Below are 16,758 nucleotides of genomic sequence, written 5' to 3' on the forward strand. Positions count from 1 at the left end.
GACGGAGCACGACGAGGGGACGCGGTCACGTGACGGTTCAACAGGCTCACCACCGGGCCGACCACCGGGTGGACCATCGGAACGCCCCCGACACCGTGTTGCTGGCGTGCGCCCGCGAGGGCGACGACGACGCCTTCGCGGAGCTCTACCGGCGGCACGCGCGGACCGTGCGGCGGCAGGCGCGGGGCGACGGCCTGGACGCGCACACGGCCGAGGACCTGACGGACGAGGCGTTCACCAGGACGCTGGGCGCGGTGCGCCGGGGCGGCGGACCGACGGCGTCGGTGCGGGACCACCTGGTGGTCTCGGTGCGGCGGTTGGCGGCGGGGCGGTCGGCGGACGAGCGGCACGAGCGCACGCTGGCCGACGTCCCGGCCCCGGACCGCCCGGCCCGGCAGCCCTCCTCCGCCCTGCCCACCGATGACGGCACTACCCCGGACGGCACCGCCCTGGACGGCAGCGCCCTGGACGGCACGGCCGGGGAGTCGACCCCTGCCTTCCGCACGGTGTGGCCCCCCGCCGCGTCGGCCGAGGCGGAGGCGCTGGACCAGGCCGACCGGGCGCTGCTGGTGCGGGCGTTCCGGAGCCTGCCGCGGCGCTGGCGGGAGGTGCTGTGGCGCACCGCGGTCGAACAGCAGTCGCTCAGCGAGGTGTCCGACGCGCTGGGGCTGACCTCGAACGCCGCCGCCGTGCTGGCCCACCGCGCCCGCGAGGGACTCCGCCAGGCGTACCTCCAGGCCCACGTCAACGACGCGCTCACCGACCGGAAGGACTGCCGCAGGTACGCCAGGAGGCTGGCCGCGCTGGTCCGCGGCTCGTCCTGCTCCCGGCGGCTGCGCCACCACCTGGACGACTGCGACCGCTGCCGCGCGGCCTACCTGGAGTTGGTCGACGTCAACGCCACGCTGCGCGGTCTGGTGCCGTTCGCCGTGGCCGGCTGGTGGGCCACGGCCGCGGCGCCGCCCGCGTCGTCCGTGGCCTGGGCGTCGGGCGTCGCGGGCGGGGTGGCGACCGGCACGACCGCCACCGGGCTCGGTGGCGTCGGCAGCGTGCTGGGCCAGGTCGCCGTCGCCGCGGCCGCCACCCTGGCGCTGACGGCCGGTTCGCCGGCCCCCACCGCCGCCGAGGCCGCTGCCCGCGCCACCGAGGCCCGGCCGGCCACCACCGCCGCGGCCCACCACGACGCCGCCGCGTCGTCCGAGCGCTCCCGGCCCTCGGCCGGCGCCGAGGACGCCGGCCCCGCCGAACACCGGGACCAGGCCCCGCCGGACGACGCCGACGCCGACCGCGCGAACCCCGCCGGCCTGCTCTGCCTCTCGGACCCGGAAGGACAGGCCGCCCTCACCCTCGTCGTCCTCGACCTCGGCTGCCCCGTCGAGACCGCGCCCCCGCTGCTCCCGGTTCTCACCGGCCCCGACGATCAGCTCACCCCCGAGACGGACGGCGTGATCGACGCGGTCGGCGATCCGGCACGGGAGACGGCCCGGGAGCGGGGACGTGAGGCGGCGGACGAGGTCGCGGACCAGACGGAACCGCTGGTGTCCGACGACCCGGCCCCGCTGTCCGAGGAACCGGAGGCGGCCGAACCCGACCCGGCCCTGCGGCTGGACCTCACCGAGCTCACCGACTCCCTCCTCGGCGACGACGAGCCCGCACCAGCCCCCGACGCCGACACGGACACCGACACCGACTCCGACACCGAAGACCTGCTGCCCACCGCGGAGTAGCGCGGCCAAGCCGACCGGTCACCCACGCGGGGTGGCGAGGACCCCCCGCCCCCGCTCCCGCGTGATCAACTCGGCGAGCACCCGGACCCGCCAGCCGTGCCTCGGCGGCGGCGAGGTCCGATTCGGGCGCGGGATCCGCTGCCTCATCCCCACCCCCTCGTCACAGCGTCACCGGACGGTGACGCTGTGACGATCTCAGCACACGGGTCTGACAACGGAGCCGCCTACGGCGTGGCGGGCACCTTGTTGCCGTACGGGAGGTCGGAGACGGTGTCGCCGTCGGCGTTCTGCAGCAGGGCCGTGTCGCCCTGGTTGTTCCAGATCGGGCGGTTGATGCCGTAGGAGTGGCCGCCCCACTCCGGGTGGGACTCGTTCGTGTACACGCGGATCCGCTCGCCCGGCTGGAGCACCGTGCCCTGCGGGAAGACGTAGTCCTGGCCGGCGTCGTCCGCGCCGAGCCGCCAGCCGGAGATGTCGGCGGGCTCGGAGCCGCGGTTCATGATTTCGACGTACTCGTCCGCCTGTTGGGTCGCCTGGCCGCGGTAGTGGACGTTGGTCAGCACCACGTCCGGCTCGCCGGCGCGGGCGAACAGCGCGACCACGTCGGCGCTGTTGGCGCCGCCCTCCGCGCTGACGAACTGCCGGACGATCTGCCCGTTCTGCTTGAAGCCGCTGATGACGACCTGGTACTTCTGGCCGTCGACGGTGACCTCCTCCGGCGAGACGAACGTCGGCAGGTCGACCAGGTCCTCCGGGGCCGGGCCCTCGTTGGGCGTCTCGTTGTGGTGGAAGCGGAAGCTGAAGTCGCTCGTCGTGCCGTCCTCGAACTCGACCCGCACCGTGAGGTCCACGTCGAACTGCGGCGTCGGCAGCGCGGGGATCGGGAAGTTCTCGTGGGTGAAGGTGCCGAGCGTGAACTCGGTCCCGTCCAGCTGGACCTCGACGGTCCCGCCGCGGAAGACGTAGCCGCTCTTGGCGCCGTCCGCGACGTTCCCCCACCTGACGTGGTCGGTGCCCAGACCGGTGAACGTGGACGTGTCGGCCGTGGCGGACGGCCAGGAACCTGATGTGACAGCGGTGCTCATGCGTGTCTCCTCGGTCGGCGGATCATGATCGACTCCGGCGTACCCGCGTCCGCTCCGGATCCAGCCGACAGACACATCATCACCATCCCAACGTGTTAACGCCGTCGCCCTGAGTTGCCGCGCTGACCTGTTCTGACACTCCGTCGACACCTGATCGACAACCAGTCGCCGCAAGTTCGTCGCCTCCGACCTCTGGCTTACGCGCGTAGATCTGGGGCATCATCCTGCTTGCACCGCCTGCACGACTCGCTCTCCCCACAGCATTTCCCCCACATCCTCTGCAGGAGGTTCTCGATGCGCGTTCGTTCCGTCCTCGCCACGCTCGCTCTCGCCGCCGGCGGGTTCCTCGCCGCGCCGGCGACCGGCCTGGCCCCGGCGACCGCGGCGGAGGTCACCGACGTCACGCCGCTGGTCACGAAGCTGACCCACTCGCAGGCGACGTCGCGGTTCCAGTCCTCCGGGATCACCTGGTCCTCCTCCGGCGGCTGCTCGGACCGCAACAACCCGACCTGCACGTCCTTCGAGCAGCTCAACCTGATGTCGGCGCAGGGCGCCCAGACGCTGAAGTCGGCCAGCGGCTGCGCGTTGAACATCACCGGCGGCACCGAGACGGGCCACGCGAGCGGCACCTACAGCCACTGGAACGGCTACAAGCTCGACTACGCGCTGAGCAGCTGCATCAACAACTACATCACCGGCAGCTTCACCTACATCGGCGAGCGCAGCGACGGGGCGGCCCTGTACGAGTCGGGCTCCGGCAACATCTACGCCCTGGAGGGCAACCACTGGGACGTCACGTACTACAACTGCGGCGGCTGCTGACCGACTCGGCCGACCGAACCGCCCCACCCCCACAGTCCCCCGCGGGCTCCGAGCCGCCCCATCCGGCCCGGCGCCCGCGGGGTTCCATTGTCTCGGCGCCGATACGGGCGTCGAGTAACCGCTTTCGGGCGGCATGACCTACGTCACATGAACGCGTCAACGGCGGCGACGCGGCGAGAGCCGAGGCCGGCGGGCGTGGGAGCGACGCGCCGGATCGGGCAGGAGCCGGGTGGCAATCGCGGGGGGAAGGGTGGAAAAGAGCCGAATTACTGAGTGTCGGAATTTATAGCCAAGGCTTGGTGAATAAGGATTCCATAAGCGCCCGGAAATTGCTCTTCCTATTCTCACACTAATGTTTCATTCGTTTGCCGCTTTTGATGCCAGGAAAAGGCTCTGATTGGCTTTGACTCCCGCACGAGAATTGGAGAACCCATGTTACGTGCATTCGCCAGGCTGATCGGCGCCCTGGCCGCAGCGATCGCCATCATGAGCTTCGCGCTCCCCGCCACGAACGCGTCCGCCCAGCAGCAGCCGACGGAGCCGGACTGCCCGGCTCCCCTGTGCTTCTACTCGCAGCCCGACTTCCGCGGCCAGCCGTTCTACAGCGACCTCGAGGACATTCCGGTGCTGCCGTTCCCGGCGCCCAGCGCCGTGAACACCAGCGATGTCCCGGTCTGCCTCTACTCCGAGCCCGGCTTCCGGGGGAAGCAGACCCAGCTCCCGCCGCAGAGCCGGCTGTCCACGATCGACCCTCCGGCCCAGTCGGTGGCGGTCGGCCCCTGCCCCGGTGACGGCGGCGGCGGTGGCGGCGAAGGCGGCGGCCAGGGCGGCGGCGAAGGTGGCGGCCAGGGTAGCGGTGCCACGCCGGCCGACGACCCCGGTGAGGACATCCGGCCGGTCGACGACCCCGGCGAGGACATCCGGCCCATGGACGACCCCGGCGAGGACGGCATCATTCGCTGACCCCGGCTGATCCCGGAATTCACACTCCGGACAAAGGATGCCACCGGCAATGTGCCGGTGGCATCCACATGTCGTCCACACGGTTGGCTCGCGCTTATCCGGAGCTTATTTCCGCACGGCCCGCGCATTCTCCGAAACCGTCGCCCGGAAACGGCGGAGCCGGAGGCTGTTGGTGACCACGAAGACCGAGCTGAACGCCATCGCCGCGCCCGCCAGCATCGGGTTCAGCAGGCCCGCCGCGGCGAGCGGCAGACCGGCCACGTTATAGGCGAAGGCCCAGAAGAGATTGCCCTTGATGACGGCAAGGGTGCGCCGGGAGAGCCGGATCGCGTCGGCGGCGGCGCGCAGGTCGCCGCGCACCAGGGTGAGGTCGGAGGCCTCGATCGCGACGTCGGTGCCCGTGCCCATCGCCAGGCCCAGGTCGGCCGTGGCCAGCGCGGCGGCGTCGTTGACCCCGTCGCCGACCATGGCGACCACCCGGCCCTCCTCCTTCAGCCGCGCCACCGCCGCCACCTTGCCCTCCGGGAGCACGCCGGCGATGACGTCCGTCTCGGCGATGCCGACCTGCCGGGCGACCGCGGCGGCCGCAGCCGCGTTGTCGCCGGTCAGCAGCATCGGGGTGAGCCCGAGGTCGCGGAAGCGGCGGATCGCCTCCGCCGAGGTGGGCTTGACGGTGTCGGAGACGACGAGCACCCCGCGGGGCCTGCCGTCCCAGGAGACCGCGACGGCGGTGTGGCCCTCGGACTCGGCGTCGGCCAGCACCCGTTCGAGCTCGGCGGGCAGCGGCTGCGCCCAGTCCGCCAGGAGCTGGGGACGGCCGACGAGCACCGCGTGGCCGTCCACGACGCCCTGCACGCCCAGGCCCGCGGTGGTGCCGAAGTCGCTCACCTTCGGCAGCGCTTCCGGGAGGCTCCCCCAGGCCGAGGGCGTGGGAGGTGCCCCCATGGCCGCGGCCTCGGCGACGGCCCGGGCGATCGGGTGCTCGGAGGCGTGCTCCAGCGCGCCCGCCAGCCGCAGCACCTCGGCCTCGTCCTCCCCCTCGGCCGGGTGCACGGCGACCAGCGCCATCCGGCCCGTGGTGACGGTGCCGGTCTTGTCCAGCACGATGGTGTCGATGCGCCGGGTGTTCTCCAGGACCTCGGGTCCCTTGATGAGGATGCCGAGTTGCGCGCCGCGGCCGGTGCCGACCAGCAACGCGGTCGGCGTGGCCAGGCCCAGCGCGCACGGGCAGGCGATGATCAGCACCGCGACGGCGGCGGTGAACGCGGCGGCCGTCTCCTCGCCGGCGCCCCACCAGAAGCCCAGGGTGGCGACGGCGAGGGCGATGACCAGGGGCACGAAGACGCCGGAGATCCGGTCGGCCAGCCGCTGCACCTGGGCCTTGCCGTGCTGCGCCTCCGTCACCAGACGCGCCATCTGCGCGAGCTGGGTGTCGGCGCCGATGCGGGTGGCGCGCACCACGAGCCGCCCGCCGGCGTTGACCGTGGCGCCCACCACGGCGTCGCCGGGGCCGACCTCGACGGGCACGGACTCGCCGGTCAGCATCGAGGCGTCCACGGCCGAGGTGCCGTCCTCGACGACGCCGTCGGTGGCGATCGTCTCGCCGGGCCGGACCACGAAGACGTCGCCGACGGCGAGGCGTTCCACGGGGACCCGTTCCTCGCGTCCGTCGGCCCGCAGCACGGCGACGTCGCGGGCGCCCAGCTGGAGCAGGGCGCGCAGCGCGGCGCCCGAGCGGCGCTTGGCGCGCGCCTCGAAGTACCGGCCGGCGAGCAGGAACGTGGTGACCCCGGCGGCGGCCTCCAGGTAGAGGCTGCCGCTGCCGTCGGTGCGTTCGATGGTGATCCGGAACGGGTGGGTCATGCCCGGCTCGCCCGCCATGCCCCAGAACAGGGCGTAGACCGACCAGCCGAGCGCGGCGAGCGAGCCCATCGAGATCAGGGTGTCCATCGTCGCGGTGCCGTGCCGGAGGTTGGTCCAGGCGGCGCGGTGGAACGGCCAGCCGCCGTAGACCACGACGGGCCAGGCGAGCGCGAGGGAGAGCCACTGCCAGTTGGTGAACTGCCAGGCGGACACCATGGCGAGCACGATCACCGGCACGGTGAGCGCGACCGAGACCAGCAGCCGGTCGCGCAGCGCCCGCAGCCGGGTGTCGTCCTCGGTCGCCGGCGCGCCGGCCGCGGAGCCGGCGTCGGCGGCGGTCGGGTCGGCGCCGGCCACGGCGGGGGGCGCCGGCGGCGGGGGCGGTTCGGCGGTGTAGCCGGCCGCCTCCACCTGGGCCACCAGGTCCGCGACGGTGACGCCGGCCGCGTGGCTGACCCGCGCCCGCTCGGTGGCGTAGTTGACCGAGGCGGTGACGCCGTCCAGCTTGTTCAGCCGGCGCTCGATGCGGTTGGCGCAGGAAGCGCAGGTCATCCCGCCGATGGCGAGCTCGACGTGGGCTGTCTCGGGATCGATGTCGGTGTCGGTGCTCATCGCTTCTCCTACGATACACCCGGGGGGTATGTGCGGCACGCACGGGTGCCCGGGCGGGGAGGGACGTGGGGCCGGTCGGTGCTAGTGGTCGTGTCCGGCGGTGACGGTGAACTCGGCGGTGTGCACCGCGCCGTCGTGCCGGAAGTCCAGGTAGAGGCGGTAGCTGCCGTCACTGGGCGCCTCGGTGTGGAAGGTGATGCCGGGCCCGGACGGCGTCTCGCCGTCGCCCGGCTCGCCCTCGGGGTGGACGTGCAGATAGGCCAGGTCGCCGGCGCGCAGCACCACCAGGTGGCCGTAGGCGCCCAGGTACGGCTGGAGGTCGGTGACCGGCCGGCCGTCGCGGCTGACGGACAGCGTCAACTCGCTGTCCCCGCCGGCGGTGAGCTCGCCGTCGAGGGTGACCGTGTAGCCGTCCACGGTCGCCGTCGCCGCGTGCTCCGGCTGCGGGGCCGGCTGGTATGGGCCCTCGACCGCCACGTCCACGCCCAGGGTCAGCTGTCCTTCGGGGTCGCCGGCCGGGGTGAAGTCGGCGAAAACGCGGTGGTCGCCGCCGCTGGCGAAGGTCAGCGGCACGGTCCAGAGGCCGTCGGCGCCGAGGGTGGGGTGGACGTGCTGGTAGCCGCTCTGGTCCCGGCGCACCACGATCAGGTGCAGGTCCTTCTCGTGGTTCTCCTGGTAGCCGGTGACGGGCTGGCCGTCCGGGCCGAGGATGTGGAAGGCGAAGTCGGTCTCCTCGCCGGCCACGGGCGTCTCCGTCAGCATCGGGTGCAGCGTGTAGCCACGCTCCGTGACCTGGAGCCCGGCGGGCGCCGCCCCGGACGACTCGGCGCCGCCACCGCCGCCACCGCCGTGTCCGCCGTGCCCACCGCCACCGCCGTCGCCGGCGGCGCCGTCGTCCTGGGCGGCGTGACTGTCGTGCGGAGCCGCCTCGGGCTCCGCGTCCACGGGCCCGACGGCGTTCCCCACGCCGTAGGCCGCACCGAGAGTGAGCGCGAGGCAGGCACCGAAGGCGCCGACCTTGTGAAGAGTTCTCATGCTCTGCATTACATACCCCTAGGGGGTATAAGTCAAGCGGCCGAGAACGGGAACGCTGAGGGCATGAGCGGAAACCAGGGGACGACTCCGCCGTCGTTCCCGACGTGGTGGGGCTGACCGTCGCCGAGGGCCGTCGCGTCGCGGAGGCGGCGGGGGTGGCAGTGGCCCAGCCGGACCCCGACGGCCTGACCGCGTCGAGGGCCCGCCCCGAGGCCGACGAAGGGAAGCCCGTGCCCCGCTGACGCACACGCGGTCGATCCCGTCAGGCGACGTCGTGAACGCTGTGCTCGCCCAGGTCCTGGGCGTGCCGGGCGACGGTGCGGTAGTCGGCGTCGTCGTGCAGGACCACCAGGCCGTGATGCGCGGCGGTGGCGGCGATCATCAGGTCCACGGGCGAGGCGCCGCGATGCTCACCGGCCTGGGCCATACGGTGCTGTACCGCCCCCACCCAACGCCCCGCGCCCTTCGGCACCGCGACGTCGGGGTAGAGGTCGGCGAACATCTCCGCGATCTCGTCGTACTCTCGGCCGGTCCGCGCGCTGTACAGGAACTCCGCGCGCTGCGGGTAGCACGACGCGATGGCGCCCGCGTTGATCGCGTCGTACCAGGCCGACTGCAACTTCGGCTCGCGCAACAGCCGGACGAGGCCCGACGTGTCGAGCAGGTACATCACTGGACGCGCTTCTCCGCCTGATGCAGCGCCTCGGCGTCCTCGACGGCACCCCAGGCACGCGCCCTCTCGAAGTGGCGCGTGATGCGGGCGGCGCGCTCCTGCTGCTCCGCGTAGAAGTTGAGGGCGAGGTTGACCGCTTCCTTCTTGGTCCTCACCTTGGACAGGGCCATGGCTCGCTGCAGAGCGTCGTCGTCGATATCGATCTGCGTGACAGACATACCGAGCCTCCCGTCATGTTGGCGACATACATAAAAATATACGCGACCAACATCGTACGCCTTCTCCGCAGCTCAGGCAGGTTCGACGGGGAGGGCGTCCCGCCGCCCGAGGGGCGGCGGCGTGTGCCAGAGGAAGATCTCGGTGGCGGGTTGGCGGGCGGAGAAGCGGGCCGTGGGGGAGGCTTCGTGCAGCAGGTGGCGCAGGTCCGCCTCGAACTTCTCGCGGCGTGGGCCGAAGAGGTGCGGGGCCGAGAACGACATCGAGTACACGCCCGCGACGACGTCGTCGACGTCGCGTTCCAGCGCCTGGCCGCCGGGCACGACGAGGCGCTCGGGGCCCAGGTAGCCGGCCCGGGCGAGGATCGTCGCCTCGCCGTCGGGCGTGCCCCGGCTCAGCACGCCGCGGCCGGCTCGCCGCACCGGGCCCAGGTAGTCCCTCACCAGATCGTCGATGGCCGCCTGGGGCGCCGGGGGATGCGGCAGGTCGTCGACACCGCGGGGTTCGGTCCTCAGGTCCGAGACGTGCACCAGCGCGCCGCCGGGCCGCAGCAGGTCCCGGACGGTCGCGGCCACCAGGTCGCGGTCCATCCAGTGGAAGGACTGGCCGAAGGTCGCCACCGTGAACGAGCCGAGATCCGCGGAAAGTTCCTCGGCGCGCGCCCGGACCCACCGGGTCTTCCCAGCCACTCCGGCCGCCGCGGCCTGGCGCCCGGCCTCGGCGATCATCCCGGCGTCCGGATCCACGCCGACGACCTCGTGGAAGAGATGCGCCAGGTCCAGGGCGAGGATGCCGGGGCCGCAGCCCACGTCGAGCAGCCGTCCGCGCCCGTCGAGCCGCAGCGCCCCGGCCAGCGTCTCCGCGAGCCCCGGCGCGTACGGCAGCCGCCCCCGGCGGTAGTACCCGGCAGAGCCGGCGAACAGGGTGTCGTCCCACTCCCAGCCCTCAACCACCGCCGGCACCCGCCTCTCATTCGCCACGTCTCGAATCCGGAGGCCCGAGGATGCCACGACGTGATCAGGCGTGCCGCATGGATTTCTCCGAGGTCGCGCGGGCGCGCTACGCCTCGCGCAGGGTTCTCATGCGGTCGAGCGACTCGTTGAGGCGGGTGCGCAGGAGGCGGGAGACCGGCCGTTCGATCAGGCGGTGGATCAGCCACGCCCCGGTGAGTCCGGCCGCGAACAGGGCGAGCACCAGCAGCCGCGGGTCCACGTCGTCGTGCAGCAGCTGGATGGCGGTCAGCCCGATCGCGTAGTGGATCAGGTAGAAGGGGTAGGTCAACGAGCCGGCGAACACCAGCCACCTGCCCCGCGACCCGCGCTCCTTCCGTCCCGAGGCGCCGGCCTCTGGGCTCCGGGTGGCGCGGCCGTTCAGCCGGCCCAGCGCGATCGCCACCATCAGCGCGAGGAACGCGGTGAAGAGCAGCGTGGCGCCCTTCCAGGAGGAGACGCTCTCGTACGCGACCCGGTCGATGAGCTGGTACTGGCCGAGTAGCCAGGTCATGCCGAGCATGCCCCACAGCATCAGGTCGGGCCCGAAGCGGTGCATCAGGTAGAGGACCAGGCCGGCGATGAAGAACGGCGCGCCCGACGGGTTGGCGACCAGGGTCAGCAGTTCGGAGTCCGCCTCGGCCGCGACCGCGGCGGCGAGGCCCCAGCCGCAGCAGAAGAGGACGACCTTGCGGTAGGTCAGCCCGGTGGCCATCAGCAGCAGGAAGAGCAGGTAGAAGCGGAGTTCGGACCAGAGGGTCCAGTAGACGCCGTCCACGCCGCGCACGCCGAAGCCCTCGTTGAGCATCGAGAGGTTGAGCAGCATCTCGCCGTGCCGCAGCGGGGGCCGCACCATCGGCCAGATCGTGAGGACGGCCGTGGTGAGCAGCACCGCGAACCAGTAGGCGGGGTAGAGGCGGACCACCCGGGAGACGAAGAAGTCCCGCGGGCGCTTGCCCCAGCAGGACATGCAGATGACGAAGCCGCTGATGACGAAGAAGAACTCGACGCCGATCCACCCGTAGGCGGCGACCGGGAAGACGTTGGGGAAGATCTCCTCGACCGGGCGGCCCCATGGCGAGGTGTTCGGCTTGTTGACCCGGTACGTGCCGACGTAGTGGTGGGCGGCGACCATCAGGGCCGCGACCAGCCGGAGCCCGTCGAGCACGTACAGCCGGGGCCGGCGCCGTGCCCCCTGCTCGCCCGCGCCGGTGGACCCCGGCTCGCGATCCGGGCGCCGGTCGGGTTTCGCGAGGACCGCCGACACGCCCGGCGCCGGGGTGCCGGCCGGCGCCGGACGCGCGGACCTGCGGTGCTGGGGTGCGCCCGCGGGGCGGGAACCCCTCGGACCTCGGGTGGTGCTCGCCATGTTCCGTCCCCTTGCTAGCCCATCGCGAAATCCCTAGCTTATCGATAGGAAAACTAGGGTACAGGTGAGATAGAAGAGGTACGAACGGGGGGGAGAGGGTATCCGCACGGCGTGGCGGATAATGGTCACATGCGTGTCTCGGCTAGAGCAGATTACGCCGTGCGTGCCGCACTCGAACTGGCGGCCGCACGGGACGGCGACCCGGTCAAGGCCGAGGCGATCGCCGAGGCCCAAGGCATCCCACACAAGTTCCTTGAGTCCATCCTCAACGACATGCGGCGCGGCCGCATCGTCGTCAGCCAGCGCGGTGGCAACGGCGGATACCGGCTGGCCGCGCCGCCGGAGAAGATCAGCATCGCCGACGTGATCCGGGCCGTGGACGGCCCGCTCGTCTCGGTGCGCGGCGAGCGGCCGCCCGAGCTGTCCTACACGGGCCCTGCCGAATCGTTGCAGCCGATGTGGATCGCCGTGCGGGCCAACGTCCGGCGGATCCTCGGCGAGGTGACGCTCGCCGACGTGGCCGCGGCCAAGCTGCCCAGCGTGGTGGCCAACCTGGTCGAACCACCGGAAGCCTGGACGAACCCGTAGGGGGACACGCCGGGCCGGCGCCGAACGGGTGACCGAGCCCACGCAGATTTCGCGCCGCCCCCCGGTGACGCCCGGCCTATTTTCCTATAAATTCGCTGGGAAACGTCGGGAAGACAGTCATCGGCTCCACAGGTGGTGCACATGAGAACGCTCATCCTGCTTGCCCTCGCCGGCCTGGGCGCCCAGCTGGTCGACGGCAGCCTGGGCATGGCATACGGGGTCACCTCGACGACCCTGCTGCTCGCCGTGGGCACCAACCCGGCGGCGGCCTCGGCAACGGTCCACCTCGCGGAGATAGGCACCACGCTGGTCTCCGGCGCCTCGCACTGGCGGTTCGGCAACGTCGACTGGCGGGTGGTGGCCAAGATCGGCGTGCCCGGCGCGGTCGGCGCGTTCATCGGCGCGAGCGTGCTGTCCAACCTCTCCACCGAGGCGGCCGAGCCGCTGATGGCCCTGATCCTGCTCAGCCTCGGCATCTACGTCTTCACCCGCTTCACGCTCGCCGGACTGCCGACGACGAACCTCGGCAAGCCGCTGCGGAAGCGTTTCCTCACCCCGCTCGGCCTGGTGGCGGGCTTCGTGGACGCCACCGGCGGCGGCGGCTGGGGGCCGGTCGGCACGCCGGCGATCCTGGCCAGCGGCCGGATGGAGCCGCGCCGGGTGATCGGCTCGGTCGACACCAGCGAGTTCCTGGTGGCGGTCGCCGCCAGCCTCGGCTTCCTGTGGGGCCTGAGCGACGAGGGCATCAAGGCCAGCTGGGTCGTCGCGCTGCTCATCGGTGGCATGATCGCCGCGCCCATCGCGGCCTGGCTGGTGCGCCACGTGCCGCCCCGCGTGCTGGGCTCGGCGGTGGGCGGGATCATCATCATCACCAACGCGCGGACGCTGCTGCGCGGCGACTGGATCGACGCGAGCGACACCACCTGCTGGATCGTCTACGTGCTGCTGTACCTGCTGTGGGGCGCCGCGCTCGCCTACAGCATCCGCGAGCACCTGCGGCTCACCCGGGCGGCGCAGGCGGAACCGGTGGCGGAGGAGCTCGCCGCCACGGGCGCCGCGAAGGGTGCCGGGTCCGGCTCCGTGGCCGTCGCCGGAAACGACGACGACGAGGGCGAACGGCACCGCGAGACCGCTCCCACGGCGTAACCAGGGGAGCGACGCCGCGGGAGGGGACACCCCCCGGGCCCGAGGGGCCCGGGGGCCGGCGGGACAGCACCACATGCCTCGCCGGCGGCGGGCCGGCCGCAGGGGGCCCGACCGTCACGGCGCCGAGCGGGGCGCGGTGACGCGGAAAGGCCCGCCGGTCTCCCATCCCACGGCGTCGCCGGGAGAACGCCGGTGGCGAGCGAGCCGACGGGTCGGTGCGGTAAGGCGGAGCGCACCGGCCCGTCGGCCTGTCACGGGCCCGCGGTCCCCCGCTCCGTCACGGACTCGGTCAACGCCGACCGGGCGGCGGGTCGTCCGCGCTGCCCTGCCGGGAGCGGTCGCCCATGCGCTCCCAGAAGCCGGCGAGCCGCTCCGCGTCGATGTCACGCTGCCAGGGCGCCTGCCGCTTCCGCCGGAACCTGCCCGTCGGGCGCAGCAGGCTCATCTGCCGGCGACAGAACATCTCGCTGAAGTCCGCCCGGACGCTGGTCCGGGTCCGCGGCGGGTACGGGCACAGCTCGAAGGGACAGCCGCAGCTGGCGCTCCCGCCGGCGGCCCGGGCGTCGTCGGCCCCGGTCAGCTCCGGGCGCAGCGGGGACCGGTCCTCGGTGAAGCAGGGCGGCAGGTAGGGCGACCGCGGCCGGTCGGTGCGCCCGAGGTGCTGCACCCGGTCGGCGACGTGGCCGCTCTGCTCCGCGAGGTTCAGCAGCAGCAGGACGTCGGCGATCAGTTGCTGCGCGGCGGGCACCAGCGCGCTCCAGCCGATCGAGTACGGGATCCACTGGTTGTGCTTGCGCGGCTCGCCCTGCGCGGTGTCCCGGGAGCCGATCTGCGCGACCACCAGGCTCTCGTCGGTCCACAGATACCGTTCGGGCCGCCGGGTGCGCAGCGCCTCGGCGGCCAGCCGGGCGCCGGCGAGCAGGAAGGGGTGCCGCTCCGGCTCGCCGCCTGGCGAGGTCAACCACTGCCGGACGAGTTCGTCCGGATCGCCGGCGGCCGAGGTGGACGGCCGGGAGACGTCGTCGGGCAGCTCCCACAGCGTGCGGGCGTGCAGCAGCGTCAGCCGGCTGTACCAGAACCGGGTTCGGCGCATCATCTCCCACGCGTGGTCGGCCAGCGCCGTGCGCGGCCCCCGGGCGCACGGATGCCGGTGCCGCCGGTTGGCGGCCAGTTTGAAGCCCTGGGCCAGCGCCATCTCCACGGGCAGGCTCAGCGGCGCCGTGTCCGGCGGCCGCTCCTCGCCGACGGCCGTCAGCCAGTGGTGCAGGCAGCCCAGCGGGGACTCGCCGCCGTCCCGGCCGGTGGCGGAGCCGGCCAGCAGCGGCAGCAGCCACGCGCACAGCGTCCGCTCCCGCCAGACCCGCTCCGCGTCGGCCTCGCCATCCGTGCCGTACGAGCCGGCGGTGTCGTTCGCCGGCGGGGACGTCGGATCGGCGAGGCGCTTGCGCAGCGCCGCGAAGGCGGCGTCCCCGCCGATGCCGATCTGCAGCGCCAACGCGAGCCTGACCTCGTACGACGGCTCCTCGACGGCCATCCGGAAAAGCGCCCGGTAGACCCGTTCCAGCGTCCGGATCCCGCAGCTGGGGGCGGCGAGCCGCCGGCCCTGGTCGCGGCCCAGGTCGTTCCTCCGGGCCAGCTCCCTGACGGCGGCGCCCAGCGTTCGCACCAGCGAGATCTTCGCCTCGTCCAGCGCCTCCGGGTCACGGTCGCGCAGGTGTCCCCACAGGTCCGCGAGGTTCCCGGCCATCCGGTCCAGCGCCACCTCCCGCGCGGCCGCGTCCACCTCGATGGCCGCCGCGTAGAGGTCGAGCACCTCCGCGCCGGCCCGGGGCAACGCCAGGGCCCGCGCCTCCGCGTCCTTGAACGTGGGCCGGCGGTTCCTGGCGGCGGGCGGCGGGCCGTGCGCGGAATCGTCCACGGCCGCCAGCAACAGGTCCCGCGAGAGCCGCACCGGACACCAGGACTCCGCGTCGCCCGTCCCGGTGTGGGTACATCGGCCGGCGCGCGACCGGGAGTACAGCACCAGGGCCGAGAGCATCTCCCGGCCCGGCTCACGCAGCGCCGCGGCGAGGAAGCCCGCACCGTCCCCGTCCTCGGTCAGAACGGTGGGCAGCAGGCGGGAGCCCAGGTAGGACTGCATCAGACTGTGCCGGAAGCGCACCCGGTCGCCGTACGCCTCGACGATGCCGAGCTGCTGCCCCCAGGTGGCCGCCATGTACCCGTCGCAGTAGGCGCTGCGCCGGTACAGCGCCATCCGCCGGGCCAGCTCCTCGACGACCTCCGGGTGCGGCGGGGCGCCGCCGTCCGGCGTGCCCAGCAGGTCGGTGAAGGCCACCTCGACGGAGTTGCAGCCCAGGCCCACCAGCGCCAGCGCCGACAGGTAGTCGAGGGTGGCGCCCCGTTCCGCCGCGCCCAGCGAGACCCACGGGTAGAGGTGGCCGTTGACGAGGCTCTCCGCCCACGTGTCGAAGAGGTGCAGCCGCAGCCCGGCCCGGTCCAGGCCGCGGACGTCGGGCAACTCCCCCGCCTGCTGCGCCGAGGAGTGCTCCAGCAGCTCGGCGCCGTGCAACTGCCGGGCGAGCTGGAGGTACAGCGGAGCCTCGGGGAAGTCGGCGGTCTGCACGATCCAGTCGACGGTGCCCTTGTTGGCGCTCCATCCGCCGCCGCTGGACACGTACCGGAGCGCCGCCTCCTCGCTGAGCGGCTCCAGCTCGCTGACGGTGGCCTCCATCCCGCGCAGCGGATCGTGCGGGCGGGACGCGATGACCAGCGGCAGATCCTGCTGGTTGGCGGTGCGGATGGCGCGCCGGATGAGATTGTCCCGCTCCGAGGCGCGGTCCTCGCCCAGCAGCGCCTCCTCCAGACCGTCGGCGAGGATCACCACCCGACGCTCCTGGAGCAGCCGGCGCCACACCTTCTCCGCCTCCACCCGGGAGGCGACGGAGGCACTGACCTCCTCCAGGAAACGCTCGAAGCCCAGCTCGCAGAAGTCCAGCCGGTCCCGGGCGTCGCGCAGCCGCACCGGCACGGGCACCGCGTGCAGCTCGGCCAGCCGCTGGGTCATCAGCACCAGCAACGCGGTCTTGCCCGACCCCATGCGGCCCACCACCACATGCGTGCGGCTGGCGCACCCCACCACGTCCAGGTCCCGGATCAGCGCCTCGCACAGCTCGTCGCGCCCCACGACCTCACCGCTGACACTGCCGGCGGTGGCGACCAGGTCGCGGGGCGCGCGCTGGGCGGCGGCGCGGTACGGGCCCCAGACCCGGTGGTAGCGCCAGAGCAGGAACAGGCCGGCCACCACCGCGAGGGTGAGCGGCCACATCAGGACGCTCCGCACGGTGTCTCCGGCCCCGCCGCCGTAGTCGAACAACCACCGGACGTCGGAGTCCAGCAGACCGACCACGGCGACGACGAAGATGGCGAGGTAGAGCGCGCAGCCGGCGACCACCAGCGCGAGCTGCCGGTGGGAATGCGGCCGGCCCCGCCACCAGCCCCGGGAACTCACCCCGCTCGCCGGATCGGTCGCGGGCGCTGGTCCGCGCCGGAACGGGCTCCGGCGCGGCAGCCGGGGTGGGCGCGGCCTGCTCATCTGCGCGTCGCCTCCTCCGCCTCCTCGCCGGTGCTCTCGGGTGTGGAGCCTCACCGGGAGTGTGCGGCCGGGGGCACG

14 protein-coding genes are annotated in these 16,758 nt (G+C 73.0%); 6 read left to right on the forward strand and 8 right to left on the reverse strand.

The features are described from left to right. Window positions 1-29 precede the first annotated feature (29 nt). Window positions 30-1,727 carry a sigma-70 family RNA polymerase sigma factor gene (locus ABGB06_RS12625; protein WP_347588446.1) on the forward strand — a complete coding sequence of 566 codons (1,698 nt, stop codon included), beginning with the start codon at window positions 30-32 and terminating at the stop codon, window positions 1,725-1,727. A gap of 224 nt (window positions 1,728-1,951) precedes the next feature. Here the strand turns inward: ABGB06_RS12625 and ABGB06_RS12630 are convergent, their stop codons facing one another. Beyond that, window positions 1,952-2,812, reverse strand: a complete 861-nt coding sequence (locus tag ABGB06_RS12630) for a lamin tail domain-containing protein (protein ID WP_347588448.1) — start codon at window positions 2,810-2,812, stop codon at window positions 1,952-1,954. Window positions 2,813-3,106: 294 nt separating this feature from the next. Between ABGB06_RS12630 and ABGB06_RS12635 the strand changes: the two genes are divergently transcribed. Continuing rightward, window positions 3,107-3,634 (forward strand): hypothetical protein, encoded by a 528-nt coding sequence (locus tag ABGB06_RS12635; RefSeq protein WP_347588450.1) that lies wholly within the window; start codon window positions 3,107-3,109, stop codon window positions 3,632-3,634. Between the two features lie 432 nt (window positions 3,635-4,066). Further along, the gene (locus ABGB06_RS12640; protein WP_347588452.1) at window positions 4,067-4,597 is read left to right on the forward strand and encodes a peptidase inhibitor family I36 protein; all 531 of its coding nucleotides are present in this window, start codon (window positions 4,067-4,069) and stop codon (window positions 4,595-4,597) included. Between the two features lie 105 nt (window positions 4,598-4,702). Here ABGB06_RS12640 and ABGB06_RS12645 read toward each other — a convergent pair whose 3' ends face one another. Together ABGB06_RS12645 and ABGB06_RS12650 are read right to left on the reverse strand one after the other, a co-directional pair. Next, complete coding sequence (locus ABGB06_RS12645; RefSeq protein ID WP_347588454.1) at window positions 4,703-7,072, reverse strand: heavy metal translocating P-type ATPase; 2,370 nt, start codon at window positions 7,070-7,072, stop codon at window positions 4,703-4,705. A gap of 81 nt (window positions 7,073-7,153) precedes the next feature. Then, a complete protein-coding gene (locus ABGB06_RS12650; RefSeq protein WP_347588456.1) occupies window positions 7,154-8,107 on the reverse strand; it encodes a hypothetical protein in 954 nt (317 codons plus the stop codon). 104 nt (window positions 8,108-8,211) lie between these two features. Here ABGB06_RS12650 and ABGB06_RS12655 point away from each other — a divergent pair, with 104 nt between their 5' ends. After that, window positions 8,212-8,349, forward strand: a complete 138-nt coding sequence (locus tag ABGB06_RS12655) for a hypothetical protein (RefSeq protein WP_347588458.1) — start codon at window positions 8,212-8,214, stop codon at window positions 8,347-8,349. 20 nt (window positions 8,350-8,369) lie between these two features. Here the strand turns inward: ABGB06_RS12655 and ABGB06_RS12660 are convergent, their stop codons facing one another. The 4 genes from ABGB06_RS12660 to ABGB06_RS12675 form a co-directional block, all read right to left on the reverse strand. Further along, window positions 8,370-8,780 carry a PIN domain-containing protein gene (locus ABGB06_RS12660; RefSeq protein ID WP_347588460.1) on the reverse strand — a complete coding sequence of 137 codons (411 nt, stop codon included), beginning with the start codon at window positions 8,778-8,780 and terminating at the stop codon, window positions 8,370-8,372. Continuing rightward, entirely contained in the window at window positions 8,777-8,998 is a 222-nt protein-coding gene (locus ABGB06_RS12665; RefSeq protein ID WP_347588462.1) for a type II toxin-antitoxin system VapB family antitoxin, read from the reverse strand. The genes ABGB06_RS12660 and ABGB06_RS12665 overlap by 4 nt, the downstream gene beginning before the upstream one ends. A 72-nt stretch (window positions 8,999-9,070) precedes the next feature. Continuing rightward, window positions 9,071-9,949 (reverse strand): class I SAM-dependent methyltransferase, encoded by an 879-nt coding sequence (locus ABGB06_RS12670; RefSeq protein ID WP_347589146.1) that lies wholly within the window; start codon window positions 9,947-9,949, stop codon window positions 9,071-9,073. Between the two features lie 106 nt (window positions 9,950-10,055). Then, entirely contained in the window at window positions 10,056-11,354 is a 1,299-nt protein-coding gene (locus tag ABGB06_RS12675) for an acyltransferase family protein (RefSeq protein WP_347588464.1), read from the reverse strand. Window positions 11,355-11,483: 129 nt separating this feature from the next. Here ABGB06_RS12675 and ABGB06_RS12680 point away from each other — a divergent pair, with 129 nt between their 5' ends. Together ABGB06_RS12680 and ABGB06_RS12685 are read left to right on the forward strand one after the other, a co-directional pair. Further along, window positions 11,484-11,942 carry an Rrf2 family transcriptional regulator gene (locus ABGB06_RS12680; RefSeq protein WP_347588466.1) on the forward strand — a complete coding sequence of 153 codons (459 nt, stop codon included), beginning with the start codon at window positions 11,484-11,486 and terminating at the stop codon, window positions 11,940-11,942. A 141-nt stretch (window positions 11,943-12,083) separates the two neighbouring features. Beyond that, entirely contained in the window at window positions 12,084-13,088 is a 1,005-nt protein-coding gene (locus ABGB06_RS12685) for a sulfite exporter TauE/SafE family protein (RefSeq protein WP_347588468.1), read from the forward strand. 289 nt (window positions 13,089-13,377) lie between these two features. Here ABGB06_RS12685 and ABGB06_RS12690 read toward each other — a convergent pair whose 3' ends face one another. Next, the gene (locus ABGB06_RS12690; protein WP_347588470.1) at window positions 13,378-16,680 is read right to left on the reverse strand and encodes an NACHT domain-containing protein; all 3,303 of its coding nucleotides are present in this window, start codon (window positions 16,678-16,680) and stop codon (window positions 13,378-13,380) included. Between the last annotated feature and the right edge of the window lie 78 nt (window positions 16,681-16,758).

This window comes from Streptomyces sp. B6B3, from assembly GCF_039871525.1.
Classification (GTDB): Bacteria; Actinomycetota; Actinomycetes; order Streptomycetales; family Streptomycetaceae; genus Streptomyces.